General features: G+C 60.9%; 28 protein-coding genes. 9 read left to right on the top strand and 19 right to left on the bottom strand.

Annotation, left to right across the window (positions count from 1 at the left end):
- Positions 1-930: 930 nt before the first annotated feature.
- The 7 genes from CQ002_RS24490 to CQ002_RS24460 form a co-directional block, all read right to left on the bottom strand.
- A complete protein-coding gene (locus CQ002_RS24490) occupies positions 931-2280 on the bottom strand; it encodes a CoA transferase (protein ID WP_098467297.1) in 1350 nt (449 codons plus the stop codon).
- Positions 2281-2320: 40 nt separating this feature from the next.
- Positions 2321-3664, bottom strand: coding sequence for a HAMP domain-containing sensor histidine kinase (locus CQ002_RS24485; RefSeq protein WP_105162776.1), 1344 nt, complete (start codon positions 3662-3664; stop codon positions 2321-2323).
- A 67-nt stretch (positions 3665-3731) separates the two neighbouring features.
- Complete coding sequence (locus CQ002_RS24480; RefSeq protein WP_034109057.1) at positions 3732-4196, bottom strand: LTXXQ domain protein; 465 nt, start codon at positions 4194-4196, stop codon at positions 3732-3734.
- A 178-nt stretch (positions 4197-4374) separates the two neighbouring features.
- The gene (locus tag CQ002_RS24475; protein WP_003193803.1) at positions 4375-5052 is read right to left on the bottom strand and encodes a response regulator transcription factor; all 678 of its coding nucleotides are present in this window, start codon (positions 5050-5052) and stop codon (positions 4375-4377) included.
- 7 nt (positions 5053-5059) lie between these two features.
- Positions 5060-5467: a translation initiation factor 2 gene (locus tag CQ002_RS24470; RefSeq protein WP_069078149.1), complete on the bottom strand. Its 408-nt coding sequence runs from the start codon at positions 5465-5467 to the stop codon at positions 5060-5062.
- A gap of 106 nt (positions 5468-5573) precedes the next feature.
- Complete coding sequence (locus tag CQ002_RS24465) at positions 5574-5873, bottom strand: YciI family protein (protein WP_015885584.1); 300 nt, start codon at positions 5871-5873, stop codon at positions 5574-5576.
- 1 nt (position 5874) lies between these two features.
- A complete protein-coding gene (locus tag CQ002_RS24460) occupies positions 5875-6471 on the bottom strand; it encodes a septation protein A (protein WP_034109054.1) in 597 nt (198 codons plus the stop codon).
- A gap of 87 nt (positions 6472-6558) precedes the next feature.
- On the opposite strand from CQ002_RS24460, the gene CQ002_RS24455 reads away from it, so the two are divergent.
- The 6 genes from CQ002_RS24455 (at position 6559) to rluB (ending at position 11523) form a co-directional block, all read left to right on the top strand.
- Complete coding sequence (locus CQ002_RS24455; RefSeq protein WP_034109053.1) at positions 6559-7422, top strand: PHP domain-containing protein; 864 nt, start codon at positions 6559-6561, stop codon at positions 7420-7422.
- A gap of 13 nt (positions 7423-7435) precedes the next feature.
- The gene (locus CQ002_RS24450; RefSeq protein WP_015885581.1) at positions 7436-8065 is read left to right on the top strand and encodes an L-threonylcarbamoyladenylate synthase; all 630 of its coding nucleotides are present in this window, start codon (positions 7436-7438) and stop codon (positions 8063-8065) included.
- Positions 8066-8185: 120 nt separating this feature from the next.
- Positions 8186-8884 (top strand): ScpA family protein, encoded by a 699-nt coding sequence (locus CQ002_RS24445; RefSeq protein WP_164365898.1) that lies wholly within the window; start codon positions 8186-8188, stop codon positions 8882-8884.
- A gap of 12 nt (positions 8885-8896) precedes the next feature.
- Complete coding sequence (scpB, locus tag CQ002_RS24440) at positions 8897-9829, top strand: SMC-Scp complex subunit ScpB (RefSeq protein WP_034109052.1); 933 nt, start codon at positions 8897-8899, stop codon at positions 9827-9829.
- 146 nt (positions 9830-9975) lie between these two features.
- Positions 9976-10167, top strand: coding sequence for a DUF1289 domain-containing protein (locus CQ002_RS24435; RefSeq protein WP_025858413.1), 192 nt, complete (start codon positions 9976-9978; stop codon positions 10165-10167).
- A gap of 144 nt (positions 10168-10311) precedes the next feature.
- A complete protein-coding gene (gene rluB / locus CQ002_RS24430) occupies positions 10312-11523 on the top strand; it encodes a 23S rRNA pseudouridine(2605) synthase RluB (RefSeq protein ID WP_015885577.1) in 1212 nt (403 codons plus the stop codon).
- A gap of 171 nt (positions 11524-11694) precedes the next feature.
- On the opposite strand, the gene CQ002_RS28215 is transcribed toward rluB, so the two are convergent.
- The 3 genes from CQ002_RS28215 to CQ002_RS28360 form a co-directional block, all read right to left on the bottom strand.
- Positions 11695-12186 carry a hypothetical protein gene (locus CQ002_RS28215; protein WP_145980384.1) on the bottom strand — a complete coding sequence of 164 codons (492 nt, stop codon included), beginning with the start codon at positions 12184-12186 and terminating at the stop codon, positions 11695-11697.
- Between the two features lie 346 nt (positions 12187-12532).
- Positions 12533-13495 (bottom strand): hypothetical protein, encoded by a 963-nt coding sequence (locus CQ002_RS24425; RefSeq protein ID WP_034109049.1) that lies wholly within the window; start codon positions 13493-13495, stop codon positions 12533-12535.
- 73 nt (positions 13496-13568) lie between these two features.
- Entirely contained in the window at positions 13569-13706 is a 138-nt protein-coding gene (locus CQ002_RS28360; RefSeq protein ID WP_003175756.1) for a hypothetical protein, read from the bottom strand.
- Positions 13707-14344: 638 nt separating this feature from the next.
- On the opposite strand from CQ002_RS28360, the gene CQ002_RS24420 reads away from it, so the two are divergent.
- The gene (locus tag CQ002_RS24420; RefSeq protein WP_034109047.1) at positions 14345-15766 is read left to right on the top strand and encodes an amino acid permease; all 1422 of its coding nucleotides are present in this window, start codon (positions 14345-14347) and stop codon (positions 15764-15766) included.
- A 111-nt stretch (positions 15767-15877) separates the two neighbouring features.
- On the top strand, positions 15878-16291 hold the full coding sequence (gene arfB, locus CQ002_RS24415) for an alternative ribosome rescue aminoacyl-tRNA hydrolase ArfB (protein ID WP_034109044.1): 414 nt from the start codon (positions 15878-15880) through the stop codon (positions 16289-16291).
- Here the strand turns inward: arfB and CQ002_RS24410 are convergent.
- The 3 genes from CQ002_RS24410 to CQ002_RS24400 all read right to left on the bottom strand — a co-directional run bounded on the left by CQ002_RS24410 (position 16288) and on the right by CQ002_RS24400 (position 18432).
- Positions 16288-17484, bottom strand: coding sequence for an MFS transporter (locus CQ002_RS24410; protein WP_105162775.1), 1197 nt, complete (start codon positions 17482-17484; stop codon positions 16288-16290). The genes arfB and CQ002_RS24410 overlap by 4 nt on opposite strands.
- 104 nt (positions 17485-17588) lie before the next feature.
- A complete protein-coding gene (locus tag CQ002_RS24405; RefSeq protein WP_034109039.1) occupies positions 17589-17771 on the bottom strand; it encodes a hypothetical protein in 183 nt (60 codons plus the stop codon).
- Between the two features lie 349 nt (positions 17772-18120).
- A complete protein-coding gene (locus CQ002_RS24400; protein ID WP_034109037.1) occupies positions 18121-18432 on the bottom strand; it encodes a DUF962 domain-containing protein in 312 nt (103 codons plus the stop codon).
- Between the two features lie 160 nt (positions 18433-18592).
- Between CQ002_RS24400 and CQ002_RS24395 the strand changes: the two genes are divergently transcribed.
- Entirely contained in the window at positions 18593-19651 is a 1059-nt protein-coding gene (locus tag CQ002_RS24395) for an AraC family transcriptional regulator (RefSeq protein ID WP_034109036.1), read from the top strand.
- Here CQ002_RS24395 and CQ002_RS24390 read toward each other — a convergent pair.
- The 6 genes from CQ002_RS24390 to CQ002_RS24365 form a co-directional block, all read right to left on the bottom strand.
- Positions 19608-21062: a TrkH family potassium uptake protein gene (locus tag CQ002_RS24390; RefSeq protein ID WP_069078144.1), complete on the bottom strand. Its 1455-nt coding sequence runs from the start codon at positions 21060-21062 to the stop codon at positions 19608-19610. The two genes, CQ002_RS24395 and CQ002_RS24390, sit on opposite strands and share 44 nt — an antisense overlap.
- A 248-nt stretch (positions 21063-21310) precedes the next feature.
- Complete coding sequence (locus CQ002_RS24385) at positions 21311-22654, bottom strand: imelysin family protein (protein ID WP_034109034.1); 1344 nt, start codon at positions 22652-22654, stop codon at positions 21311-21313.
- Between the two features lie 127 nt (positions 22655-22781).
- Positions 22782-24833, bottom strand: coding sequence for a bifunctional diguanylate cyclase/phosphodiesterase (locus CQ002_RS24380; protein ID WP_034109033.1), 2052 nt, complete (start codon positions 24831-24833; stop codon positions 22782-22784).
- Between the two features lie 209 nt (positions 24834-25042).
- A complete protein-coding gene (locus CQ002_RS24375) occupies positions 25043-25264 on the bottom strand; it encodes a hypothetical protein (RefSeq protein WP_069078143.1) in 222 nt (73 codons plus the stop codon).
- A 128-nt stretch (positions 25265-25392) separates the two neighbouring features.
- The gene (locus CQ002_RS24370) at positions 25393-25989 is read right to left on the bottom strand and encodes a superoxide dismutase (protein ID WP_003212997.1); all 597 of its coding nucleotides are present in this window, start codon (positions 25987-25989) and stop codon (positions 25393-25395) included.
- 178 nt (positions 25990-26167) lie between these two features.
- Entirely contained in the window at positions 26168-26767 is a 600-nt protein-coding gene (locus CQ002_RS24365; protein WP_034109031.1) for a LysE/ArgO family amino acid transporter, read from the bottom strand.

Genomic DNA, 26767 nt, shown 5'->3' with positions numbered 1-26767 from the left:
ACAGCCGACCGCAATCTACCGGTAAGGCCACGATCCAACTGTGGGAGCGGGCTTGCCCGCGAAGGCGGCCTGACAGCGGGCCGCAATCTACCGGTAAGGCCACGATCCAACTGTGGGAGCGGGCTTGCCCGCGAAGGCGACCTGACAGCGGGCCGCAATCTACCGGTAAGGCCACGATCCAAATGCGGGAGCGGGCTTGCCTGCGAAGGCGGCCTGACAGCCGACCGCAATCTACCGGTAAGGCCACGATCCAACTGTGGGAGCGGGCTTGCCCGCGAAGGCGGCCTGACAGCGGGCCGCAATCTACCGGTAAGGCCACGATCCAACTGTGGGAGCGGGCTTGCCCGCGAAGGCGACCTGACAGCGGGCCGCAATCTACCGTTAAGGCCACGATCCAAATGCGGGAGCGGGCTTGCCTGCGAAGGCGGCTTGACAGCCGACCGCAATCTACCGGTAAGGCCACGATCCAACTGTGGGAGCGGGCTTGCCCGCGAAGGCGGCCTGACAGCCGACCTGAATGTTGGATCAGGCCGGGTACATATCCGTTATTTAGGTAACGGCTACGAAGGGTTCCGCTCTTACAGCGGGTCACTTTGGAAAAGAGCCCCAAAGTAACCAAAGGGCTCTTGCCCCAACACTCGGCACCTCGCTCACGCTCGGTGTGCCCGTAATCCGACAGTGATTTGGGGGGCCGCCGCCACGCGCCCTCCATGGCGCGGGGCGGCTAAACCGGCATCCCTGCCGGTTTACCCCCCAAATCCCTGTCGAATTCCGGCCAGCGTGTTTGATGGGGCGCCTCAGATCAAAGGCAAGATCAAAAGCCAGATCAACGGCGGCTCGCTTCGCATCGTGGTTACGTTGGATGCTACGAAGTTGTGCAGATACCTATGTTCATCGGAGCCGGCTTGCCCGGGGGGAGCGGATTTCAGGTCACCACTGTGGCCGGTGTGAACCCAATTCCCCAGCCGCTAGATCCCACTGCAACGGCGTGCCGCTGATCGTCAGCGGGGCCAGCAACCGATGGGCTTGGCCCCAGGCTGTTTGCTCTACTACCAAACCTTGGTCCCCCGGCTCTTCAGCGCGCAACGCCGGCTGCTCCGGCACCTGTCCCGCCTCCACCAGCAACTTCGCCGTGCGCGCCAGTGACAACCGAGCCGAACCACCGCGTCCGGATTTCAAGCGTTCGCTCAAGGCTTGAATCGCACTGGCGGCCATCAAGTACCCGGTCGCGTGATCCAATGCCTGCAACGGCAGCGGCACGGGTTTGTCAGCTTGTTTCCAGGCCATGCCCGCGTCGGCAATCCCGCTGCTCATCTGCACCAGGCTGTCGAAACCTCGCCGATTACGCCACGGGCCGCTCCAGCCGTAAGCGTTGAGGCTCACGTCGATCAGTCCGGGGGCCAGGGTTTGCAGGGCGCTGGTGGTGTAGCCCAGCTGTTCCAGGGCGTCGGCGCGGTAGCCGTGGAACAGGATGTCGGCGTCCTTGAGCAGGCTTTCGAATAGCTGCCGGCCTTCGGGGCTCTTCAGGTCCAGGCGGGCGCAGCGTTTGCCCAGGGTCATTTCCGGCACTACGCCGGGTTCGTTCCAGGTCGGGGAGTCGATGCGCAGCACATCGGCGCCGAGGCCCGCGAGAAAGCGACTGGCCACGGGACCAGCCAGTACGCGGGTCAGGTCCAGCACTTTGAGGCCCGCCAGCGGCCGCGCGGCCGAGCCAAGCCAGGGGGTGTCGAGGGTGTTTTCATAGGTCTGGCGCTGCACCAAGGCCTCGGCGTTCACCGCCAAGCCTTGCGGATGCGATTGCCAAGCCTGCCAGGAGCGCATCTGCGCTGCACAGCCACCTTCGTCGACAATGGCCTGCTCCAGCTCAGCGGCCTTCCATTTAGCTACGTTGACTGCCATTTCGCTGCGGTCGACTACTGTGCCCAGCACCCGTTCGGCGGCGGCACGGTGGTGAGGCGCGTTGGTGTGCAGGCGAATCCAGCCATCGGCGCTGGCGTAGTCGCCGGCCACCGGGTCCCACAACGGTGGGACGTCCCAACCGATCGGGCGAATCGAGGAGGAGAACCAGAAAGACGCCAGACGCCGGTCCACACTGATGCTGGGCAGGCGCCCGGTCTGCTGCTGGATAAGCTGAGCCACGGCCTGGCCGGCGGCGCCGATACTGGCGCTGGCCAGGTCGGTGACAGCGAAGGTCGAGGGCAGGGCGCCGGCTTCGGTAAAGGTCAGTGGCGTGTGCGGTAGATCGAGTGCGGCTTGGATGGGGGTCAGCAGGTCAGTCATCAAAGGCCCTCCGTAAGAGAAGGGCCACTATAGAAGATCATCAGGCCGCTGTGGCAACCCCCGGCTCCAACGGTAACTCGATGCTGGCAACGAAACCGCCGTCAGGATGGTTGGCCAGGATCAGGCTGCCGCCATGGCGTTCGGCCGCGCGTCGGGCAATCGCCAGGCCCAGGCCGTGGCCTTGTGCTGTCTGTCCGGGGGCGCGGTAGAACGGTTCGCCCAATTGGCTCAAGTGTTCGGCGTCAACGCCTGGGCCGTGGTCGCGCACGCTGATCAGGATGCGCTCGCCCTGGCGCTGGGCGTGCAGCTCAATCGCCTGGCCTTGTGGATTGAAGCGCTGGGCATTGCGTAGCAGGTTGTCCACGGCGCGTTCGATCATGGTTGGCCAGCCTTTGAGGTGCAGGTCGGTGTCGGCGTTCAGTTGCACCACCTGGTCCGGCGCGCCCAATTGAGCGTCCTTTTGCAACGTCTTGAGCAGTGGGATGAGGTCGACATCTTCGGCGCTGGCGTTATCGGCATCCACGCGCGCCAATACCAGGATTTCGCTGATCAACGCTTCCAGGCGATCACATTCGCGGGTCAGGCGTGGCCAGAGTTTTTCCCGCTCTTCGGGGCTGGCGCGTTCGGCCAGGGCCAGGGCAATGCGCAGGCGGGCCAGGGGTGAGCGCAGTTCGTGGGAAACGTCGCGCAGCAATTGGCGCTGGCTGCCGATCAGGCTTTGCAGGCGGGCGCCCATGCGGTTGAAGTCGTTGGCGAGCACGCCGAATTCATCGCGACGGTTGGCCAGTTGCGCCAGGCTGTTCTGTTGGTAGGTGGTCTGGCCGAGGTCATGCACCGCACCGCGCAGTCGGCTGAGCGGGCGGGTGATGGAAAGGGTGACCAACAGGCTGAACAGGGTCAGCACCACCAGCGCAATCGCCAGTGCACTCAGCGGCCATAGCAAACTGTTGCGGTGCCAGGCGTCGAGTTCCGGGTGGGGAATGCGGTAGATCAGCAGGTAAGTGTCGCCGGTCTTCTCGCTGGTGTATTCGGCGGTCAGGCGACGCCAGGGCAGGTGGCTGTCCTGGCTGTCGCTCTGCCGGGCCTCCAAGGCGGCGGCCCGGCGTGGGAAGGTACCACGCACCACGGGCTCGCCGCTTTCATTAAGTACTTGCACGTCGATGTGATACTGGCGCTTGCGCTGTTGCAGCAATTCCTGGGCGGCGTCCTCGCCCTGTGCTTCGTAGAGTTGGGTCCACTCTTCGGGCAAGTTGCTGAGACCGGGATGGCGGCTGAGAATCCAGGCATCCTGGTTAAGCATGTGCCCAAGCAGGATCGACAACCCGGCAACCAAGGCGATGGCCAGCCAGAAACTGGCCAGGATGCGCCAGAACAATGAACGCACAGGAAACCCTCAAACAGGAAAAGCCCAGCGGCGCGAGCCACTGGGCTGTGGGAGTGACGCTAACGCATTATTGCGCTTTTTGCGGCTGTTGCGCTTTCCAGGCCTGGAATTCCTTCCACTCGGCGCGGCGTTGTTCCTGCTTCTTGACGATCTCGTCGAATTTCTTCTGCTGATCGGGTTTCAACACGGCACGGATGTCAGCCTGGGTTTTCTGCTTGCCGGCGGCGATTTCGTCTTGCATGGCTTTCTGGTCAGCGGCCGGGAGTTTGTCCAGGTACTTTTTGACCAGGTCTTTGCGAGCGTGCCATTGGTCGCCCATCAGTTTGCCGATCTGCTCGCGCTGTTCTTTGCTCAGGTCCAACTGGCTGAAGGGGCCGCCTTTGCCACGCGGACCGTGTTCACCGCCGTGGCCCGGGCCGCCCATCATGTGGCCTTCAGGGCCGCCCATCGGGCCTGGGCCTTCGGGCATTGCAGCCATGGCAACGGTTGGCAGGGCAGCGGCGAACATCAAAGCGATAAGGGTCTTGCGCATGGTGATTCTCCTGTCTCTATTCCGGTGAGTCCGGATGTGAGTAGATTACGGAGATCAAGGTCAGCCGCCGTCAGGGGAGGGTAAAGGTTTGGTAAGGGCGGCAGTTGCACGTTTCCAACGGCAAGCGGCAAGTCAGCGCGTTTCACTTGCCGCGTGTAGCTTGCAACTTGAAGCCTCCTCAGAGGCTGTAGTAGTAACCACGGCTACGCAACGCCACGATCCGTGGCCGGCCATCCGGGTGTGGGCCGATCTTTTTGCGCAGGTTGCTCACGTGCATGTCCAGGCTGCGGTCGTACAGGGTCAGCTTGCGGCCCAGGGCGATCTGCGCCAGCTCCTGTTTGTCCAATGGCTCGCCGGGCTGGCGCAGCAGGGCTTCCAGCAGGCGGCTCTCGGAGACGGTGAGGGCGAACTCCTGTTCATCGATGCTGACCACGCCGCGCACCGGGCTGAAGCACAGGTCGCCCAGCTCAAGCTGGGTGGACACGGCGGCAGGGTGGCTGCGGCGTAGCACGGCACGCAGGCGGGCAGTCAGCTCGCGTGGGTCGCAGGGCTTGGCCAGGTAATCATCGGCGCCCAATTCCAGGCCGAGGATGCGGTCCAGCGGTTCGCCGCGGGCCGATAGCATCAGCACCGGCAGCTCCGGGTGATCGTTGCGCAATTGCTTGAGCAGCTCAAGCCCGCTACCGTCAGGCAACATCACGTCGAGCACCACGGCGGCCGGGGCACTGTCGGCCAAGGCTTTGCGGGCGCTCAAGCCATCATGGCAGGCGCGCACCTGGAAGCCTTCCTGGCTCAACCAACTGGTCAGCAGCTCGCAGAGCTCCTGGTCATCATCTATCAGTAACAGCTCGCTCATGACTCACTCAATTTAGCCATTGTCGACGGCGACGGTGCCCACCGCTGGCGAAGATCCCGCACAGCAGGGCGATCAGTGCGACGGCCCCGCCGGTGACGAACCACTGTTGTTGTTCGGTCAGCCATCGGGTCAAGGCGCCGCCCTGTGTCTCTTTGAGTTGCTGGGCCAAGCGTTGGTTCTCTTGGCGAAGGCGACTCAATTGGGCGCTTTCGCGGGCAGCGTCGGCACTTTGCAGTTGCTTGCCCAGTTCTTCACGCTGGCGCTCGCTTTCCTTCAAACGTTGCTGCAACTCGGTGATCTGGGCGCCGGCACTCAAGGACAGGGGCGTGGAACTGCCGGTGCTCGAGGTTTCTTCGGCGTGGGCCGTAGCCCCGATCATTACCACTGCCAACAGACACAACTGACGTAAGCGCATCGGAACTCCTGATTCCACACGAATATTCAGAACGTTGTCGGCAGGTTACCCAGAATAATGAGCAATTAGGAGTACGCCGAACCGATTAGGTTCGGCGCGGCCGGAATCAAGGCAGGACTTGCTTGAACGGCTTGATCACGACGTCGGCGTAAACGCCGGCAGCAACATAAGGATCCGCCTTGGCCCAGGCCTGGGCATCGGCCAGCGAGGCAAACTCGGCGACGATGAGGCTACCGGTGAAACCGGCATCGCCCGGGTCATTGCTGTCCACCGCAGGATGCGGGCCGGCCAGTACGATACGACCTTCGGCCTGCAGCTGTTTGAGGCGTTCGACATGGGCCGGGCGCACGCTCAGGCGTTTTTCCAGCGAGTTCGCAACGTCGGTGGCAATGATGGCGTAGAGCATGTCAGTCCTCGGTTTTTGGCGTGGTAGGGGCGGCGTCATGCAGGTGGCGCGACAGGTAGATACCCTGGCCGACCAGGAACAACACGGTCATGCCCAGGCTGCCGAATACTTTGAAGTCGACCCAGTAGTCCTGGAAGGTAAAGGCCACGAACAGGTTGGCGGCGCCGCAGAACAGGAAGAACACGATCCAGGCCACGTTCAAGCGTGTCCACACGGGCTCCGGCAGGGTCAGCGCATGGCCCATGATCCGCTTGATGAGCAGGCGGTCACCGATGAAGTGGCTGCCGATAAAGACCAGGGCGAACAGCCAGTTGACCACCGGCGCTTTCCATTTGAGGAACGTTTCGCTGTGGAAGGCCAGGGTAAGGCCGCCGAATACCAGGCACGCGACCAGGGTGAGCCATTGGCTTTTTTCCAGCTTGCGCTGGGAGATGAAGATGGCGCCGTAGACGACGATAGAGCTGATGATCAGCACGGCGGTGGCGCTGTAGATGCCTCCGAACGACAGCTCGTGGCCGGCGATTTCGATGACCCTGGGGTCGAGTTTGGTAACGATGAAAAACAGCAACAGCGGGATGAAGTCGATGAATTGTTTCACAGTAAGAGCCAGAAGCTGGATGTGGCGGCATAATAACAAACATCCTAGGTAGCGAAAGCGCCAGCTGACTTGAGGTTACACATCCCCGTGAATGTTGATTTGCACTGCCATAGCACGGCCTCCGACGGCGCCCTGGCGCCTGCGGTGCTGGTTGCGCGTGCGTTTGAAAAAGGCGTGCGAGTCCTGGCGTTGACCGACCATGACACCCTCGAAGGCCTCGACGAGGCCCGCGAAGCTGCGCAGGCACTTGGCATGCAACTGGTCAATGGCGTGGAATTGTCCTGCACCTGGGGCGGCGCCACCATTCATGTGCTCGGCTATGGTTTCGACCAGCTAGCCCCGCCGTTGGTCGCGGCCATCGCCCAATTGCACGATGGCCGCTGGCTGCGGTCCGAAGAAATAAGCCGCAAGCTCAGCCTTAAAGGCATGCCCGGGGCGCTGGAAGGCGCCCGCGCCATCCAGCAGGAACTGGGCGACAGCGGCAATGCACCGGCCCGACCGCATTTTGCCGACTGGATGGTGCGTGAAGGTTTCGTCAAGGACCGCGCCGAAGCCTTTCGCAAATGGTTGGGCGCTGGCAAGTTGGGGGATGTGAAGCAACACTGGCCGACCCTGGAAGACACCGTCGAGACGTTGCGAGCCTCCGGTGCCTGGGTCAGCCTGGCCCACCCCTGGCATTACGATTTCACCCGCAGCAAGCGCCGCAAGCTGATTGCCGACTATATTGGAGCGGGCGGCCACGCAATTGAAGTGGTCAACGGGCATCAACCTGCCGAACAGGTGGGTAGCCTGGCGATACTTGCTCGCGAATTTGGTCTGCTGGTCAGTGCCGGCAGTGATTTTCATGGCCCAGGCGGCTGGTCCGAGATCGGCGAGTACCGCGCGGTCCCGGAAGATTTGCCGCTCTTGTGGGGGCGATTCAAGCATGACCCCATTATTGCCACCGTCTGAACAGGTAGAACACGTGAGTCAATTCTTCCAGATTCATCCGGAAAACCCCCAGGCGCGCCTGATCAAACAGGCCGTCGAGATTATTCGCGCCGGCGGCGTGGTGATCTACCCAACGGATTCGTCCTACGCCATTGGTTGCCAGATCGGCGACAAGGGCGCGGTCGAGCGCGTACGACGCTTGCGTCAGCTGGACGACAAGCACAACTTCGCGCTGATCTGCAGCGACCTGTCCCAGTTGGGGCTGTTCGCCAAGGTCGACACGGGGACCTTCCGCCTGCTCAAGGCCCATACGCCGGGGCCCTACACCTTTATTCTCAACGCCACCCGCGAGGTGCCGCGCCTGCTGCTGCACCCCAAGAAGCGCACCATCGGCCTGCGGGTGCCGGAACATCCCATCGCGTTGGCGTTGCTGGCCGAACTGGGTGAGCCACTGATGAGCGTGTCGCTGATCATGCCCGGCGACACCGAGCCGCTCGAAGACCCCTACGAAATGCGCCAACTGCTGGAGAAGCAGGTCGATCTCATCATCGACGGCGGTTTTGGTGGTGGCAAGGCCTCCACCGTGATCAACCTGGCGGACGGCGAACCCGAAGTGATCCGTGTGGGTTGCGGCGACCCGGCTCCGTTCATGGTCGAGGCCTGAATGTCGGCCGTGGAGACCGTCGACAGCCAGGCGGGCGCGCAGCAGGAACTGCCGTTTGCCATGGTGTATGGCCAGGCGGTCATGGAAATGCCCCTGGATTTGTACATCCCGCCGGACGCGCTGGAAGTCTTCCTTGAAGCCTTCGAAGGCCCGCTGGACCTGCTGCTGTACCTGATCCGCAAGCAGAACATCAACATCCTCGACATTCCGGTGGCGGAAATTACCCGTCAATACATGGGCTATGTCGAGCTGATGCAGTCGGTGCGCCTGGAGTTGGCCGCCGAGTACCTGGTGATGGCCGCCATGCTTGCCGAGATCAAGTCACGCATGCTGCTGCCGCGCTCGGAGACGGTAGAAGCCGAGGAAGACGACCCGCGCGCCGAACTGATCCGCCGCCTGCAAGAGTATGAACGCTTCAAGGCCGCCGCCGAGGGCATCGACGGCTTGAGTCGCGTGGGCCGCGACGTGGTGGTGCCCAAGCTCGACGCGCCGGAAGCCCGCGCGCGCAAGCTGCTGCCGGACGTGAGCCTGGAAGAGTTGCTGATGTCCATGGCCGAGGTGCTGCGCCGTGGCGACATGTTTGAAAGCCATCAGGTCAGCCGTGAGGCGCTGTCGACCCGCGAGCGCATGAGCGATGTGCTGGAGCGTCTCAAGGGCGGCGGCTTCGTGCCGTTTGTCGAGCTGTTCACCGCCGAAGAAGGGCGCCTGGGGGTGGTGGTGACCTTTATGGCGATCCTGGAGTTGGTGAAGGAGTCCTTGGTCGAGTTGGTCCAGAATGAGCCTTTTGCGGCTATCCACGTGCGGGCGCGAGCCGAATAAAGGGCTGAATCGATGAATCTGACTGAACCCCGCGAACTGGCGCCGCTGCTGGAGGCCTTCCTACTGGCCTCGGGTAAGCCGCAATCCTTGGAGCGCCTGTTCGAACTGTTTGAGGAAGCCGAGCGGCCGGAGCCGCCGGTGTTCAAGAAAGCGTTGGAAATCCTGCGCAAATCCTGCGAAGGCCGTGCCTTTGAACTGCGTGAAGTAGCGTCGGGTTATCGCCTGCAGATCCGTGAGAAGTTTTCCCCTTGGGTCGGCCGTTTGTGGGAAGAACGCCCGCAGCGTTATTCACGGGCGATGCTGGAAACCATGGCGCTCATTGCCTATCGCCAGCCGATCACCCGGGGCGAGATCGAAGACGTGCGTGGCGTGGCGGTCAACAGCCATATCGTCAAGACGCTGCTGGAGCGCGAGTGGATTCGTATCGTCGGCTACCGCGACGTGCCCGGCAAACCGGCGATGTTTGCGACCACGAAGGTGTTCCTCGACCACTTCAACCTGAAGAACCTCGACGACTTGCCGCCGCTGGCCGAACTGCGCGAAATGGAGGCCGAGCCGGTGCTCGACTTCGATGACGCCCCCGTCCCGGCCAGCCTGCAGGAACTGGCCGACGCCAGCGCCGAGCCGGAAGAACCGAAGGACGAGACCAGCTTCCATACGTTGTTGCTGGAACTGGACGACATGGAGCAGGGCATCAAGACTGACTTCGACGACTTGTTGCGTGATGGCGCGGCGGAGCCGCAAACCCAAGTGAACGTTGAGGTTGAGCCGCAAGTCGAAGCAGAACCAGAGCCCGAGGAGGACATTCTCGGCGTGGCCGAAGCCCGCGAAAAACTCCTGGCCGCCGTCGCCGCCCTCGACCAGCCACCGCTGAGCGATGAGGAAGACGAGGCCCGGGCGCTGGCCGAAGCGATCGAGGCCGAGCGGCGCCAGTTCGAGGACTGACCCGTTCGGGCAAACACCACCGAACTCTTGTGGGAGCGGGCTTGCCCGCGAATACGGTGTATCAGTGTGCACATGCATTGACTGTACCGGCGCATTCGCGAGCAAGCCCGCTCCCACATTTGAATCTCCAGTGTCAGGGACAAAACATGAGCTCCACCAAGGACCCCTGCATCAGCATCTGCAAATTCAGCGACGACATCTGCGTCGGCTGTGGCCGTAGCAAGCGTGAGATCCGCGCCTGGAAGAAGCTCGACAAAGCCGACAAGCGCACGGTTCTGGCCGAAGCCGAGCTGCGCCTGCTGGCCCTGGGGGCCACCGGTCGGCGGAAAAGCAAATGACTGGGTGCTTATCGACTAGTCTCTGATGCGCAATGCGCGCCATGCGCGTATGATTCGCGACCCTTTGCCGATCTATTCGGCCAAAGCCCCGCTTTCAATACTCTTCAGGCCACGCCTGAATCGACCCACCGGGAGGTGCTTACGATGAACGACAAAGACCAGAACGACAGCCAGGAAATCGGCCCAGCAGGCGAAAAACTGCAAAAGGTGCTGGCGCGTATCGGCGTGGGCTCGCGCCGCGACGTCGAAGCCTGGATCACCCAGAAGCGCATCAAGGTCAACGGCGTCGAGGCTACCCTCGGCCAGCGCGTCGACCTGCACGATGCAATCACCATTGATGGCAAGGTCATCAAGCGTGAAGAGGCCGCCGAATCGGTGCGCCGCGTGATCATGTACAACAAGCCCGACGGCGAGATCTGCACCCGTGACGACCCGGAAGGCCGTCCGACCGTGTTCGACAAGATGCCAAAGCCCAAAGAAGGCCGCTGGATCAACATCGGTCGTCTCGACATCAATACCACCGGCTTGCTGATGTTCACCACCGACGGTGAACTGGCCAACCGCCTGATGCACCCATCCTACGAGATGGACCGCGAATACGCGGTGCGTGTGCGTGGCGAAGTCGATGACGAGATGATCGAGCGCTTGAAAGCAGGCGTCGTCCTCGAAGACGGCCCGGCCAAGTTCACTGACATCAAGCAAGCGCCCGGTGGTGAAGGTTTCAACCACTGGTACCACTGCGTGGTGATGGAAGGCCGTAACCGTGAAGTACGTCGTTTGTGGGAATCCCAGGGCCTGGTGGTCAGCCGCCTGAAGCGCGTGCGTTTCGGCCCGGTGTTCCTCAACTCCGACCTGCCGATGGGCCGCTGGCGCGAGATGAGCCAGTACGAAGTCGACATCCTCAGCGCCGAAGTCGGCCTGACGCCGGTCGCGATGCCGCAGATGAATGCCAAGAGCAAAGACAAGCTTGAGCGTATGCAGCGTAAATCGTCGCGCCCTGTGGCCCGCACCGAACGTGTGGCCCGCACCCTGCGCCCAGCGTTGAATGCGCCCGCTACGGGCGGTCGTATCTCCCGTGAACCGCAGATCGAAGGTGAACGCCGCCCAACCGCACCGTCGCGTCAGGAAGGCGAGCGCGCTCCACGCACGCCGCGTCCTGCCCCTGCGGGTGGTCGCAGCAACCGTGGTGAAGCCGATCGCCCAGCCGACAACGCCAGCACCAAGCGTCCAGCCAAGCCGGCAGCGAACAAGCGCCCCGGCCCGAAACTGGTCGCGGACGAGCCGTCGGGCAAGCGCCGTGGTGCGCCGGCCGGTTCGGGTCAGCGTCCGGGTTTTGGTCGCAAGAAGCCGCAGTGATGCTTAAAAAGCCTTAAAGGTAGTGAGATACCGTTAAGGTTTCGTAAAGATGTGCCACTGATACAGAACCAACAACATCGTAATGACAGTGAGATGTTGTTGGTTCTTTTTAGGGGGCGGGACGCCACCGTTATCGGGCGTGTTCGACGCGAAAAGACGAGCGTGTTTGAGTTAGCACGAAGATGTCTTTAGCACACCATCACAGTTTTGAAGTCTCTGCACATTGCTGAGGGTGGTGGTTATTTCATTGATTTTAGAATGAGTTGACACTAAGTTGTTGTTGGCTTTGCCAGTGCTCCAAAGTGTCGATTGTGATGGATTTGCTTCAGGGCAGGAGACGGTGGACAGTGTGCATAAATTGTCGCCGGCACTTTTGATATCGATGGGGTTGACCTGGCAGCTGTGATAAGCCCCGCTTTCTTTCCAGGCCTTTACACAGGGCGTGTCTTCGACAACTTTTGGTTGAGTGTAAAAACTGTCGTTATATTCTTTTCGTGCTCTTTCCCTTTCAGCCTGCTCGGCTTTTAATCTTTCTATCAATGCGTCATTTTCTGCGTCGGCTACTACTATCTCTTTCTGATCTATCGCCTGTGCCATTACCGGGTGTGAAAGTAAGAGGGTGGACAGCAAAGTTGCAGATAACACACGGATAAATAGTCTCATTTTGCAGGCCTCTAGGGTAGGGGGAGCGTGCCGCTCGGGCCCCCCAGTCTGGAGGCCGATGCAGTACGACCGCTAATGAGAAAATAGAGTGGATGGTCATGTTTGGCATCTGTGAGAGTTGACAGGTAATAAGACTGATTTTGCATAAAAGGCTATGCTTTTTAAGGAAAGATGTCTCGTTCAGGTATCTATACTTGTTCGTCGAGCCAGCGATGCTGCGCGTCAAGTGCTGCATCGCTGAGCTAAGCGAATGGTTAGGCCGTTAAGGGTTTTATAAAGGCAATACAGGCTGCCATTTAATAAAGCTCGTTCAGCTTTGGCTGGGATATAGAGTGGGAACAGACCCTTAGAGTGTGCAGGCCCCATCAACCATTATTGGCTTGTCGTCCAGCGCCAACACCCCACTGGCAAAGATCAGATCCAGGTGATGGCTGCCTTTCTGCCCGCCACCCAGGCCCAGGTGCAACCCGCAATGGCGTTCTTCAAACCCGGCATTGCGCGCATACAGATCCTTCACGCCTTCGTTGGTCCCAATCCCCAACTCCTCGACGCGCCGATTCGACGGGTTGGCATTCAGGTACTTATTGAAATCATCCGCCAACCCCGGCACCTCGCTGGCCACGCTGCAGATCGTCGAGTTCTCGATCCACAGCTCCAGCGGTGACTCCAGCACGCCATATTTGCGCGCGAACGGGATGGTACTCAGAAAGGTGCCGACGAACCGCACCTGGCCGTTGATGGCCTCACTGTGGGTGGCGATCTCGCCAGGGGCGAGGTCGTGGTTACCGACGCCGTTGATATTGGTCCACTTCTTGATGCTGCTCATCGGCGCTTCCAGCCGCGAGCCGTGCTTGTCGGTGAAGCTCAGGACCGTGGCCTGGGACATGCGCCGGATCAGCGTGGCGTTGAGGTCGGCAATGCGCTGGGGCTCGACACTGAAGGTGTCGTAGAAATAGTCGCCATAGTCCTTGAACAGCAGGGATTTCTTCCAGTGTTCGGCCATCACGCCTTGCAGGGCACGGATAAAGTCCGGGCCTTCGGCGCGTGGGTTGGGCAAGGTCGAGGAATCGTAGAGGAACAGGTACAGGTCGCAGGCCTCAATGGCCTCGGCCAGGGTCTCGCTGACGGCCAGGTCCAGGCGCTGCAACTGAACATTGAAGCGGGCGGCGCTGCTGTGGGTGATCGCCTGGGCGATGGCGTCGTAGCGCTCGGTATGGCCGAGCAAAACGGTGGGGCAGCTCAAGCCGCTGAGCGCCGGGTGGTGCGCGAGGTAGTAGAGAAAGTGTTCGACGGCGCGGGCCTTGTCCATGACGTACTTCCTTCTGTGCCTTGGGTAAGGGGGCAGGTGCCGTGCACAGCACCTGCCGAATGCCTGCCGGTTTTTAGAATGGCCACATCGCGGTGCCAAATGGCACAACGGCATCGGCTTGCATCATTTCAACGGCGGCCTCATGGGTCGGCGCTTCAAACCAATCGTCGAGTTGCAGTTCGGTTTCCAGGTCGTTTTCCAGTGCTTGCATGGTGTATCTCCTAGAGGACGTTGTTTGAGAACGGCTTGCCAACGGGCTTCGCTGGCAAGTGGGAAGAACCTAGGAGAGAGTGTTTCAAAATGCAAAATTTTTATTGACACGGTCTCATTTGGATTTTTTCTTCTGTTTTTCGCCGCTGGATGTTTCTTGAATAAATACAGGCAACTGGCGCGACTAATCTTTCGGAAATTTCCTACCGCCAATTTTTATTCAGATTACAGCTGTAACGTTAATTTTCCGTGCTGTAACGATTAATTTACGCGTAGATGCCGACAATATTGGCTGATCCTGTCCTGTAAGGATTAGCTGACAGATCGTCGCACGCGCTTTTCGAAGGCGGCCCGAAGCTTGCGAGCGGTGTACAATGCGCCGCGTTTTACTGTGACCCCCTTGCGTAACCACGCAACAGGCCAAGACCTCAGGGTTTACCTACCCTGATCACTCCGCCTGGCCACGAGCCGGACGGGTTCGATTTCGTCACAGATAAAAACAAACAGGTGACGCATGACCGTTAGAAAGACGCTGTACTCCTGGTGCCTGCGCTGGGGTTTGAGCGGCGCTGCTTGAGTCGGTAATTCAAGGCAGCAACCTGCAGTCAACATCCTCAAACCTTGCGTGAGACCCTTTTCATGAGTGGACCCCATTCCTCTTCAGGCGAGCTGAAACGCGGCCTGAAAAACCGCCATATCCAGTTGATCGCCCTTGGTGGCGCCATTGGCACCGGCCTGTTCCTCGGTTCGGCCGGGGTGCTCAAGTCCGCCGGCCCGTCGATGATCCTGGGCTATGCCATCTGCGGCTTCATTGCCTTCATGATCATGCGCCAGCTCGGCGAAATGATCGTCGAAGAGCCCGTTGCCGGTTCCTTCAGCCATTTTGCCCACAAATACTGGGGCGGGTTCGCCGGCTTCCTGTCGGGCTGGAATTGCTGGATCCTGTACATCCTGGTGGGCATGTCGGAGCTGACGGCTGTCGGCAAGTACGTGCACTACTGGTGGCCGGAGATCCCGACCTGGGTCTCGGCGGCGGCGTTCTTCGTGCTGATCAACCTGATCAACCTGGCCAACGTCAAAGTCTTCGGTGAGGCCGAATTCTGGTTTGCGATCATCAAGGTAGTGGCCATTGTCGGCATGATCGCCCTGGGCAGCTACCTGCTGGTCAGCGGCAGCGGCGGGCCACAAGCCTCGGTGAGCAACCTGTGGGACCACGGTGGCTTCTTCCCCCACGGTGTCGGCGGATTGGTGATGGCCATGGCGATCATCATGTTCTCCTTCGGCGGCCTGGAAATGCTTGGTTTCACCGCAGCCGAAGCCGACCAGCCACGCACCGTGATCCCGAAAGCGATCAACCAGGTGATCTACCGCATCCTGATCTTCTACATCGGCGCCCTCGTGGTACTGCTGTCGCTGACACCCTGGGACAGCTTGCTGGCGACCCTCAACGCCTCCGGCGACGCCTACAGCGGCAGCCCGTTCGTGCAGGTGTTCTCGATGCTGGGCAGCAACACCGCCGCGCATATCCTCAACTTCGTGGTCCTGACCGCGGCGCTGTCGGTGTACAACAGCGGCACTTACTGCAACAGCCGCATGCTGCTGGGCATGGCCGAGCAGGGCGATGCGCCTAAAGCCCTGGCGAAGATCGACAAACGCGGCGTACCGGTGCGCTCCATCCTTGCCTCGGCGGCAATCACCCTGGTCGCGGTGCTGATGAACTACCTGATCCCGCAACACGCACTGGAACTGCTGATGTCACTGGTCGTGGCCACGCTGGTGATCAACTGGGCGATGATCAGCTTCTCCCACTTCAAGTTCCGCCAGCACATGAACCGCACCGGCCAGGTGCCGTTGTTCAAGGCCCTGTGGTACCCGTACGGCAACTATGTGTGCCTGGCGTTCGTGGTGTTCATCCTGGTGATCATGCTGATGATCCCGGGGATTCAAGTGTCGGTATACGCGATCCCGGTGTGGGTGGCGTTCATGTGGGTGTGTTACGGCATCAAGAACAAGCGCAGTGCGCAGCGAGCCTTGGAGGTGGCTGCTCCAGCCGTGAAGTGAGGCGTGCGTGAGGTAAACCAAACCCGGCCATGCGCCGGGTTTGTTGTTTCAGGAATAGGCGCGAGCGCATTCGCGTATCCTTGGCTACCCCCACAGAGGATCCCGCTGCCCATGCTGGTGATTTCCAACAACGTCCACCTGCCCGATGCCGAGATCGAGCTGACCGCCATTCGTGCCCAAGGCGCCGGTGGGCAGAACGTCAACAAGGTGTCGAGCGCGGTGCACCTGCGCTTTGATATCCCGGCGTCGTCGCTGCCCGACTTCTACAAGGAGCGGTTGCTGGCGTTGCGCGACAGCCGTATCACCAGCGAAGGCGTGCTGGTGCTCAAGGCCCAGCAGTACCGGACCCAGGAGCAAAACCGTGCGGATGCGCTGGAACGTCTGGTGGAGTTGATCCTCAGCGCCACCAAGGTGGAGAAGAAGCGCCGCCCGACCAAGCCGACCCTGGGCTCGAAAAAACGTCGCCTCGAATCCAAGACCAAGCGCGGCAGCATCAAGGCTGGGCGCGGCAAGGTCGACTTCTAGTCGCCGCGTGCTTCACGGGCCTTGGGTGCCTGGCGGTACAGGTACACGCTCAGCAGCAGGCCACCGAGGGCGGCGAGGGCGGCGAACAGGAAGATCGACGCAAAGCCGAAGCCTGCTGCCACAGCCCCGGCGAGGGGGCCGGTGATGCCCAGCGACAGGTCAATGAACAGCGAATAAGCCCCCACCGCCGAGCCACGGCTGGAGGCCGGCACCAGGTTGACGGCCTCCACGCCCAAGGCCGGAAACACCAGGGAAAAACCGAAGCCGCTCAATGCTGCGCCGGCCAGGGCCAGGTTCGCGTCCGGTGCCAGCCACAGCAATAGCAGGCCGAGAATCTCCACCGACAGGCAGGCAATCGCCACGCGAAACCCGCCGATGCGGTTGATCAAATTGCCAAACAGCAGGCGTGCCCCGATAAAACTGGCGCCGAACAGGCTCAGGGCCCACACCGCGTTGTCCCAATGCTGGGTGGTGTAATACAGGGTGATGAATGTCGCGATGGTGCCAAAGCCAATGGACCCCAGGGCCAGCGCGCACCCGTGGGGCAATACCCGGCCCAGTACATTCATGAAGGGTAGGCGCACGCCAGCGAGGATGGGGGCGGCGACTTTGTTCCAGGCCAGCAACACGCCGACGATCGCCAGCAAGATGATGCTGACGCCCATGCTCCACAGCCCGAAGTTTCTCACCAGCAACACGCCCAACGGTGCGCCGATGGCCAACGCGCCGTAGCTGGCGATGCCGTTCCAGGAGATGACTTTGGCGGTGTTCGCCGCACCGACCCGGCCGATGCCCCAGCCGATGGCGCCCGAGCCCACCAGGCTTTCAGCGCTGCCCAGCACCAGGCGGCCGATCAGCAGGCTGCCCAGGCTCAGCGCCGGCAGGCTCGAGAACCACGCCGCGAGCAGCATGAACACACCGCTCAGGCCACACCCGACCAAGCCAATGAGTACAGCGCGCTTGCTGCCCAGGTTATCGATGATTTTGCCCGCATAGGGGCGACTCAGCAGGGTGGCGAGGTATTGCACGCTGATCACCAGGCCGGCAATGACCGCGCCGTAGCCCAGTTCACTGTGGACATAGCCCGGCAACACGGCCAGGGGAATACCGATATTCAGGTAGCCAATGAAGGTGAACAAGACGATGGAAACAACTTGCAGCGTGACCGCCATGGGGCGCTGGGTATCGGGCATGGGAGAGGTCCACTGTCGCAGCAGGTAAAGATAGGCTGCTAATGATACCGGCGCTTTAGCCGGGCGTGCGGCTAAAACTAAAAAAACTGTCGATCAAGCACCCATCAGGGCTGTGACGGGGCCAGTAATCGCGTAGTGACCAGGGCGGCCAGGGCGTTTTCCTGAGTACCGAAGCGCTTGAGCAGTGCGGCTTGTTTGTCCGCGCTGAGGCGGTTCCAGATCTCGACCATTTGCAGGGCGGCGTCGAGTACGGCGGTATCCGGGTTGTCGGGAAGTGTATCGGTCATGGGGGCGTCTCGATTGATTCAGGCAGTGTGGAAAGCGCTCAATGTCGCGCTTTCCACACGGTCTGGTACGGCGTCAGTCCCGGCTTTCGCTGTCGACTGGTTTTGCTTCTTTGGCCTCAGGCTGTTTGTCGCTGGCCTGCTGCGGTGTTGGCTGCTCTGTAGGGTGCAGGCTTGGGAAGGGGAGATTAGGTATCTCGTGCATCGTCGTCGCTCCTCGCAAAGTCTGTTTTTTCAATCGCAGGTGATTCCGCGCTCTCAAAAAGCCTTGGCAGGATACAGCACTGCAAATGACAAAAAGATTTTTATGTCGACGGATGTATGAACTTTCATCGTTTAAACGGTCGTCGTCCTAAAAAGGCACCTTGCCCAGAATCATGTCGCGATACATCACAAAATCCCCCAGCAGGCTGTAGAGCGGGTGCTGAAAGGTGGCCGGGCGGTTCTTTTCGAAGAAGAAGTGGCCGATCCAGGCAAAGCTGTAGCCGGCAATCGGCAAGGCAATCAGCAAGCCCAGCGAACCTTTGCCGATGGCATAGGCCAGGATGCCGATGACCAGTGTGGTGCCGATAAAATGCAGGCGACGGCACGTGCTGTTGGCGTGCTCGGCCAGATAATAGGGGTAGAACTCAGCAAAGCTATTGAATCGCTTGACGTTTTCCACGGTGAACGGCCCTTTGATTGTTATGCCGCCTAACAGATGTTCGGCGGGGAGCTTATTTGAGTCTAGAGTGATCAGTGGTAACAGCCAGTGACAATAGATGCCACTTTAGTATCCTTGGCTTCCTGGCTGCCATTTGAGCCTGCTTTTATAAGAAGACGCCATGAGCGAACGAACAACTTCTGCAAGCTGGGCGATGGGGATAGTCAAGGCATTGGAAATGGACGGCCTGGATTGCCGCGCCTTGTTCAAGCAGCTCGGCCTGGACTATGCCGCCCTGGATGACCCCGATGCGCGTTTCCCGCAAGACGCCATGACGCGATTGTGGCAACGGGCGGTCGAGGTGTCCGGCAACCCGGCAATTGGCTTGAACATGGGCAAGGTGGTGCGCCCCGCGTCGTTTCATGTGGCCGGTTATGCGCTGATGTCCAGCAACACGCTGGCTGAAGGTTTCATGCGCCTGGTGCGCTACCAGCGGATCATTGCCGAAAGTGCCGACCTGAGTTTCCGACGGGTCCCCGAAGGTTACGCGCTGATTCTGACGGTGCACGGTGATCATCTACCCCCCACGCGGCAAAGTGCCGAAGCGTCGCTGGCCAGTGCCCTGGCCCTCTGCGGCTGGCTGACCGGTCGGACCCTGCAGCCGCGCAAGGTGGTGTTGCAAGGTGAGCAACCGGCAGACCTGGCCCCCTACAAACAAGCGTTCCATGCGCCGCTGGAATTCAACGCGCCCTATGACGCGCTGATTTTTGAACCGGCCGATATGGACGCGCCACTGCCCACGGCCAACGAGGCCATGGCACTGCTGCATGATCGATTTGCCGGCGAGTACCTGGCGCGTTTTTCGGAAAGCCGCGTGACCCACAAGGCACGGCAGGTGTTGTGCCGCCTATTGCCCCAGGGCGAGCCCAAGCGTGAAGTGGTGGCCCAGACGTTGCACCTGTCCCAGCGCACCTTGCAACGGCGTCTGCAGGAAGAGGGCACCAGCTTCCAGACCCTGCTCGATGATACCCGTCGTGAATTGGCCGAGCAGTACCTGGCGCAGCCAAGCATGACCCTGCTGGAAATTGCCTACCTGCTGGGCTTTGCCGACCCGAGCAACTTCTTCCGTGCGTTTCGTCGCTGGTTCGATGCCACGCCCGGCGAATATCGGGCGCGGTTGCAGGAAGCGTCGACGGTCAGTGGCGCCAAAATGCAGGGATGCACAGAACAAAGACTGTAATGATCTCCAGCCGGCCCAGCAGCATGCCGAGCGACAGAATCCATTTTGCCGCGTCCGGCAGGCTGGCGAAGTTGCCCGCCGGGCCAATGGTTTCCCCCAGCCCGGGACCTACGCCGGACACGGTACTCGCGGCGCCGGTCAGGGCGGTCATCCAGTCCAGGCCCAGCAGCGACAAGGCCAGGGCGATGGCGCAAATGGTGATGGCGAAGAAAAACGAAAAGGTCAGGATCGAACGCACGATCTCTTCGTCGAGACGGTGGCCGTTGTACTTCTGCTTGATCACCGCGCGTGGGTGAATCAGCTGGTTCAAGTTGGCCTTGAGCAGGATATAGGCGACCTGGAAGCGGAAGATCTTGATGCCGCCTGCCGTAGAACCCGAGCAGCCACCGATAAAGCCCAGGTAGAAGAACAGCATCAGTGAGAAGTTGCCCCACAGACTGTAGTCCCCCAGCGCGAAACCCGTGGTAGTGACCACCGACGTCACGTTCAGCGCCACATGCCGCAGGGCGTCCAGCCAATGCAGGTTGGTGGTCCACCAGTACCACGTGCCGAGTACCAGCCAAGTCACCAGCAGCAACCCGAGCAAACCCTGTACTTGCTGATCCTTGATCAGTGCCTTGCGGTTGCCGCGCAAAGTGGCCACATACAGGGTGAACGGCAAGCTGCCGAGGATCATCACCACCACGGCCACCCAGTGCACGGCGGGTTGTTTCCAGTGCGCCAGGGATTCATCGGAGGTGGAGAACCCACCCGTGGAAATCGCCGACATCGCATGGTTGATTGCATCGAACAGGCCCATGCCCGCCCACCAGAACGCCAGGCTGCCGATGATAGTGATGCCCACATACGCCGCCACGATCAGCCGCGCCACCATGTGTGAGCGGGGCATGACCTTTTCCGAGCGGTCCGAGGATTCCGTCTGGAACAGGCGCATGCCACCGATGCGCAGCAACGGCAGGATCGCCACGGCCATGCCGATAAAGCCGATGCCGCCGAGCCAGTGCAGCAGCGAGCGCCACATCAGGATGCCCGGCGACATGGTGTCCAGGCCGCTCAACACGGTGGAGCCGGTGGCGGTGATGCCCGACATGCTTTCGAAGAACGAGTCGGTGTAGCTGATGTGCTGGGTCAACAGGAACGGTAGCGCGGCGAAGATGCACACCACTACCCAGCTGCTGACGGTCAGCAGGTACATGTCCCGCGGGCGCAGGTGCACGTGCTCGGGGCGGCCAGGGATCACCAGGGCCAGGCCCGCGAGGAAGGTGATCATGCTGGCCCATAGGAAGGAGGGCAGGTCACTGGTGCGTTCGAAGATCACCAGGGTCGCCATGGGCACGACCATGGCGATTGCGAGGGTGATCAGGAAGATGCCGATGATGAAACCGATGATGCGTAGGGTCGGCAACGCCATGAAGTGAGCTCGGGTGTTGAGGGGTGGCGCCATTCTACCTGCGGTGCAGGTGTTGTAAACCGGGCCGTCCGAGGCGACAGGGTACAAAGGTGGAACTGGCTTGCCTGCGATAGCGGTGTATCCGTTGGAACCGGTATCACTGACCCTCCGCTATCGCAGGCAAACCAGCGCCCACAGGGGATAGAGATGGCCAGATAGGTGGCACAAAAAAGGCGACCCGAAGGTCGCCTTTTTCAACAGCGTACTGATCAGAATTCGTGCTCAGCGTTGTCCGGGTTCAGGTCGCTGATACCCAGCTTGCCCGCAGCCGCTTCGATCGAACCGGTCTGCTTGACCAGTGCAGCGATAGCATCGCGCACGATCTGGTTGCCTGCGTCGTTACCGGCGGCGATCAGTTGGTCGTAGTGCTCACCCTTGTTGGCGTGGTCAACCATGACCTGGATCTTCGCTTCGGTCGCTGCCAAGTCTGCCTTCAAGGCGCTGTCGGCAGCGGGGTCGGCCTTGGCCACCAGGGACGACAGGCTGGCGCCGGTCAGCTTGGTGCCATCAACGCGGGTGTACTCGCCCAAGTAGACGTTGCGGATGCCCTTGGCGTCGTAGAACTGCGAGTTGTGGGTGTTATCGCTGAAGCAATCGTGTTCGTCTTCCGGCGAGTTGGCTTCCAGGGAAACCTTCATACGCTCACCGGCCAGCTCGCCGAGGGACAGGCTGCCCATGCCGAACAACATTTTGCGCAGGCCGTCGGTGGCAGGCTCTGCCTCCAGGGTGGCGCGGTAGTTGTCTTCGACGTTGGGTTTCCAGTTGCCGACCATTTCTTCAAGGTCACTGACCAGCAGTTGGGTCACGGCGCTCAGGTAGGCACGACGACGCTCGTTGTGGCCGCCCGTGGCGCCGTCGCCGGTCAGGTAGTCTGACGCAGGACGGTTGCCGGCACCTGGGCCTGTGCCGTTGAGGTCTTGGCCCCACAGCAGGAATTCGATGGCGTGGTAGCCGGTGGCAACGTTGGCCTCGGAACCGCCCAGCTCATTGAGGCTGGCGAGTTTTTCCGGGGTGATGTCCTTCACGTCGATCTTGTCTTCGCCGACCTGGATCTCGGTGTTGGCGATGATGTTGGCAGTGGCGCCCGGGTTACCCAGGGCGTGTTCGTAGGACTTGTCGACATAGTCGATCAGGCCTTCGTCCAGCGGCCATGCGTTCACCTGGCCTTCCCAGTCGTCGATGATGGTGTTGCCGAAGCGGAACACTTCGCTCTGCAGGTACGGAACGCGCGAGGCGATCCAGGCATCACGCGCGGCTTTCAGGGTGTCGGCGTTCGGCTTGGCCAGGAACGCATCGACCGCGGTTTGCAGTTTTTTTGCAGTGGACTCGGCATCGCTGTACACCGCGAACACCATATCAGCGTAATGCGCGACCACGGCCTTGGCGGCCGCTTCGTCGACCTTGCCGGCAGGCGTGGCAGCCGCTGGAGCGGTAGTGCTGGCAGCCGGGGTCGGCGCCTGGGGCGCTGCGGCCTTGTCTTTACCTTCGCCGCAACCGGCGAGAGAAATGGCAATGGCCAGCAGACTGGCGGTGGCCAGGGGCATACGAATCATGGCGAACATCCTGCTTCGGTTGTTGATAGGGCGCGCGGGGGAGCGCAAAAACTGCGACATAATGCGAAAGATTTGCATTTTGTGTAAAGAGTTTAAAGCGGGAAATATTCAGTATCGTTTTGACGGGTCAGAGAATCGCCGCGTTATTGCGCTCCGCCTGCTTCAAGAAAGCCGCCAGCTCCCGCGCGGGCAAGGGTTTGCTGTAGTGGTAACCCTGACCTTCATGGCAGCCTTCGGAGATGATGTACGCCTCTTGCTCGGCGGTCTCCACGCCTTCGGCGATCACCTGCATGCCCAGGCTTTTGCCCAGTTGGATGATCGCTCGCACGATGGTGGCATCGTCATCATCATCCAACAGGTCCTGAACGAAGCTCTTGTCGATCTTGATCTTGTCCAGGGGCAGGCTTTTCAGGTAACTGAGGGATGAATAACCGGTGCCGAAGTCATCAATGGCAATCAACGCTCCGGAACGGCGCAGGCTCAACAGGTGCTGGGCAGCGGTGCTGATGTCTTCCATCAGGCCGGTTTCGGTGACTTCCAGTTCCAGGCTGCGCGGCGGCAGGCGGTAGATCTGCATCAGGTTGTTGACCACCCGCGGCAACTCGGTGTGGTGCAATTGCACGGTGGACAGGTTGACCGCCATGCGCAGGCTGGTGAAACCCAGGTCATGCCATTCGCGTAACTGCCTGCAAGCCTGGTCCAGTACCCATTCGCCAATCGAGATAATCGTCCCGTTCTGTTCCGCCAGGGGGATGAACAAGTCGGGTGGCACCAGGCCGTGTTCAGGATGCTGCCAGCGGATCAGGGCTTCCACGCCGACTACGCGATTGTCGCGGTAGCTGATCTGCGGCTGGTACACCAAGTGGAACTGGTCGCGGCTGAGGGCCTCGCGCAGGTCTTTTTCCAGTTCTCGGCGCCGGCGCATTTCGCTGTCGACGCTGGCGATATAGAACTGATAGCGGTTGCGCGAACGGGTCTTGGCCAGGGTCATGGTCTGTTCGGCTTTCTGCAGGAGCTTTTCGGTGCTGTCGCCGTCTTCCGGGAACAAGGTGATGCCGATGGTGGCGCGCAGGCGGATGCCTTCATGGTCGAGGGCAAACTCTGCTTCCAGGTCGTCAAGGATGCTTTGTGCCAGCTCGGCAGCCTCGTAGGGCTGGTCGATATCGGCTTGTACCAGGGCGAACTGGTCGCCACCCAATCGGGCCAGGGCGCCGAGGCGGCCACTATGGGCCCGCAGGCGATCAGCCAGGGCCAGCAGCAATTTGTCGCCGGCCTGGTAGGTGAACTGCTCGTTGACGCTCTTGAAGTCATCCAACCCCACGCACAACACCGCCACGCGCCGTTGCCGGCGACCTGCGTCGATGAGGATCTTGTCCAGTTGCTCCTGCAGTTTCTGGCGGTTCGGCAGGCCGGTCAGGAAGTCATACTGGGCCATGCGCAGCAGGCTGCTTTCGGCTTCATGGCGCAGGTGGGTATTACGCTCGATGGATTCGAGCAATTGGTTGGCGGTATTGATCCACAGCCCCAATTCATTGCGCTCGTGCCCCTTGAGCTGGGGGATCTTGTGTTCGCTGGGCCGGTCGGGGTTGATCGAGGTCAGGTGCTCGATAATCCGCGACAGCGGCTTGGTCAGCAGCCAGTGATAGACCAGGTACAGCACCAGGCCCATGGCCAAGGCCCGCAGCACCCCGGAAATAAAGATGATCACCGAATTGACGATAAAACCCTGGCCATACGTGGCGGTGTCGAGGGTGATACTCAGGTCACCGTAGTACTCGCTGTAGGGGCCTTTGCCGACCAGGGGCGTAGTGAAGGTACGTTCCTGGCCAAGAATCAGGTCGGTCAACCAGCGGCTGGGCGCCTGCTGCAAGGCGCGGCTCTTCTCGGCCAGCATGGTTTCATTGGGATGGCCGATGGACGCCATGCGTACGGCGTCATCCTGGAACAGACCCTCAATGACTTGCATGCCCATTTCGCGGTCCAGGCTGTAGACGGCCTGGGTCGAAGGGTCGCGAAACATGTCGAGGATGCGCTGGGCATCGCCGGCCACGGCCTGGCGCGTCTTGTAGGCATCGAAGACGATCTGCGCCACGCTCAGCGCCACGCCCACGATCAACGCCGACAGCAGCACAACCCGTAGCAACTTCACCGACAAGCTGTTCTTGAGTTCCAGCTTCAAAGGGGCATTCCTTGTCTCATGCGGGTGGCCTTCAATATGCCATGAGTATTGGCAATCTGGGCATGGCAGTCAAAGGAACATTGGGGCAACGGCGGGTTTGGCACGGACAGGGGCGGTTTGCGAGGGGCAGGGCGCGCGCGGCAAGGCGGATTTGTGTCCGCCTGCCTGATAAACGCAACAGGCCCTCAGGTTGCATCAGGGGCGGACGGTTACGCTGACTTGGAAAACGCGTAGGAAATCTTTGTATCGACGGTCTTGGCGAACTCTATTTTCTTCTGATCGTTCTGAGCGGTGGTGTCTGCGGCAAATAGCTTCTTCGCAGCGGCATCGGCGAAGGGCTGGATGAGCGGGGTGATCGCTTTGGTGATCTCTCCGGCGACTTTGGCGAGGTCGCCAATGATGGGCAGTGCTGCGAGTGCTCCAATAGACATGGTTATTTCTCCGACAGGGTGAGGGGCGAATTCCTCTCCTTATCTGGGTGGTAGCTTCACGCCGCTCGGTTCCACCACCGACAAAAAAGCCCGGCATTCGCCGGGCTCTTTTTTACTGCAAACCGTGCTTAGGCAGTGAAGGTCTTGCCTTCGAACTGCTCAGCCACGAACTTCCAGTTGACCAGGTTCCAGAACGCTTCCACATACTTTGGACGCACGTTGCGGTAGTCGATGTAGTAGGCGTGTTCCCATACGTCGCAGGTCAGCAGCGGAGTGTCGCCGCTGGTCAGCGGGTTGCCGGCGCCGATGGTGCTGGCCAGGGCCAGGGAACCGTCGGCTTTTTTCACCAGCCAGCCCCAACCGGAACCGAAGGTGCCGACGGACGTCTTGGTGAACTCTTCCTTGAACTTGTCGAACGAACCGAACGCAGCGTTGATGGCTTCAGCCAGCGCGCCGGTGGGTTGGCCGCCGGCGTTTGGCGCCAGGCAGTTCCAGTAGAAGGTGTGGTTCCAGACCTGAGCGGCGTTGTTGAAGATGCCGCCCGAAGAGGATTTGACGATCTCTTCCAGGGTCTTGCCTTCGAACTCGGTGCCTGGCACCAGGTTGTTCAGGTTCACGACATAGGTGTTGTGGTGCTTGTCGTGGTGATATTCCAAGGTTTCCTTGGAGATGTGCGGCTGCAGGGCATCGTGTGCGTAGGGCAGCGGCGGCAATTCGAAAGCCATGATGATTCTCCTAATCAGGTCAGTTGCGGTGAGCGCAAGGCCGATCACGGGCGGCCAAACAAGCGCCGGGGAGTTTGTACTCTTTGCGGCGCAGGGTCCGGATCATAGCACCGGGGTTGCGGCAAAACCACGCAACAACTGTGTGGGATAGAGGTTCCAGAGCGTTTTGGAATATTCGTCAGGCGCTGATCAATTGATAGGCCACGCTGAACATCATCACGGCCACCAACAGGTCCAGAAGGCGCCAGGTAGCCGGGCGCGCCAGCCAGGGTGCCAGCCACGCCGCGCCGAGCGCCAGGGTGGCGAACCACAGCAGCGATGCGCTGGCGGCACCGGCCACATAGGCGCCTGGCTCGGTTTGCTGGGCACCGAGTGAGCCAATCAGCAACACGGTGTCCAGGTAAACGTGAGGGTTGAGCAAGGTGACGGCCAAGGCACTCAACAGCACCGCGCGCAGTGAACGCACCTTGAGGTTGTCAGCCTGGTCCAGGCTCTGTTTCGAACAGGCCCGGCGTAGCGCACACGTCCCGTACCAGATCAGGAAAGCCGCCCCGCCCCAGCGTGCAACCGCCAGCAGCACCGGGCTTTGCGCGAGCACCGTCGCCAGGCCGAACACTCCCGCAGCCACCAACAGTGCATCGCACACCACGCACAGCGCCGCCACGGGCAGATGATGTTCACGGCGCAGGCTTTGCGCCAGTACAAAGGCATTCTGGCTCCCGATGGCCATGATCAGGCCGAGGGCTACCAACAGCCCGTTCACATAACTCTGCCACAT

This window comes from Pseudomonas sp. MYb13, assembly GCF_002980075.1.
GTDB lineage: Bacteria > Pseudomonadota > Gammaproteobacteria > Pseudomonadales > Pseudomonadaceae > Aquipseudomonas > Aquipseudomonas lurida.
Note: the sequence above shows the minus strand (reverse complement) of the source record. Positions and strands in the feature narration are given on the sequence as shown.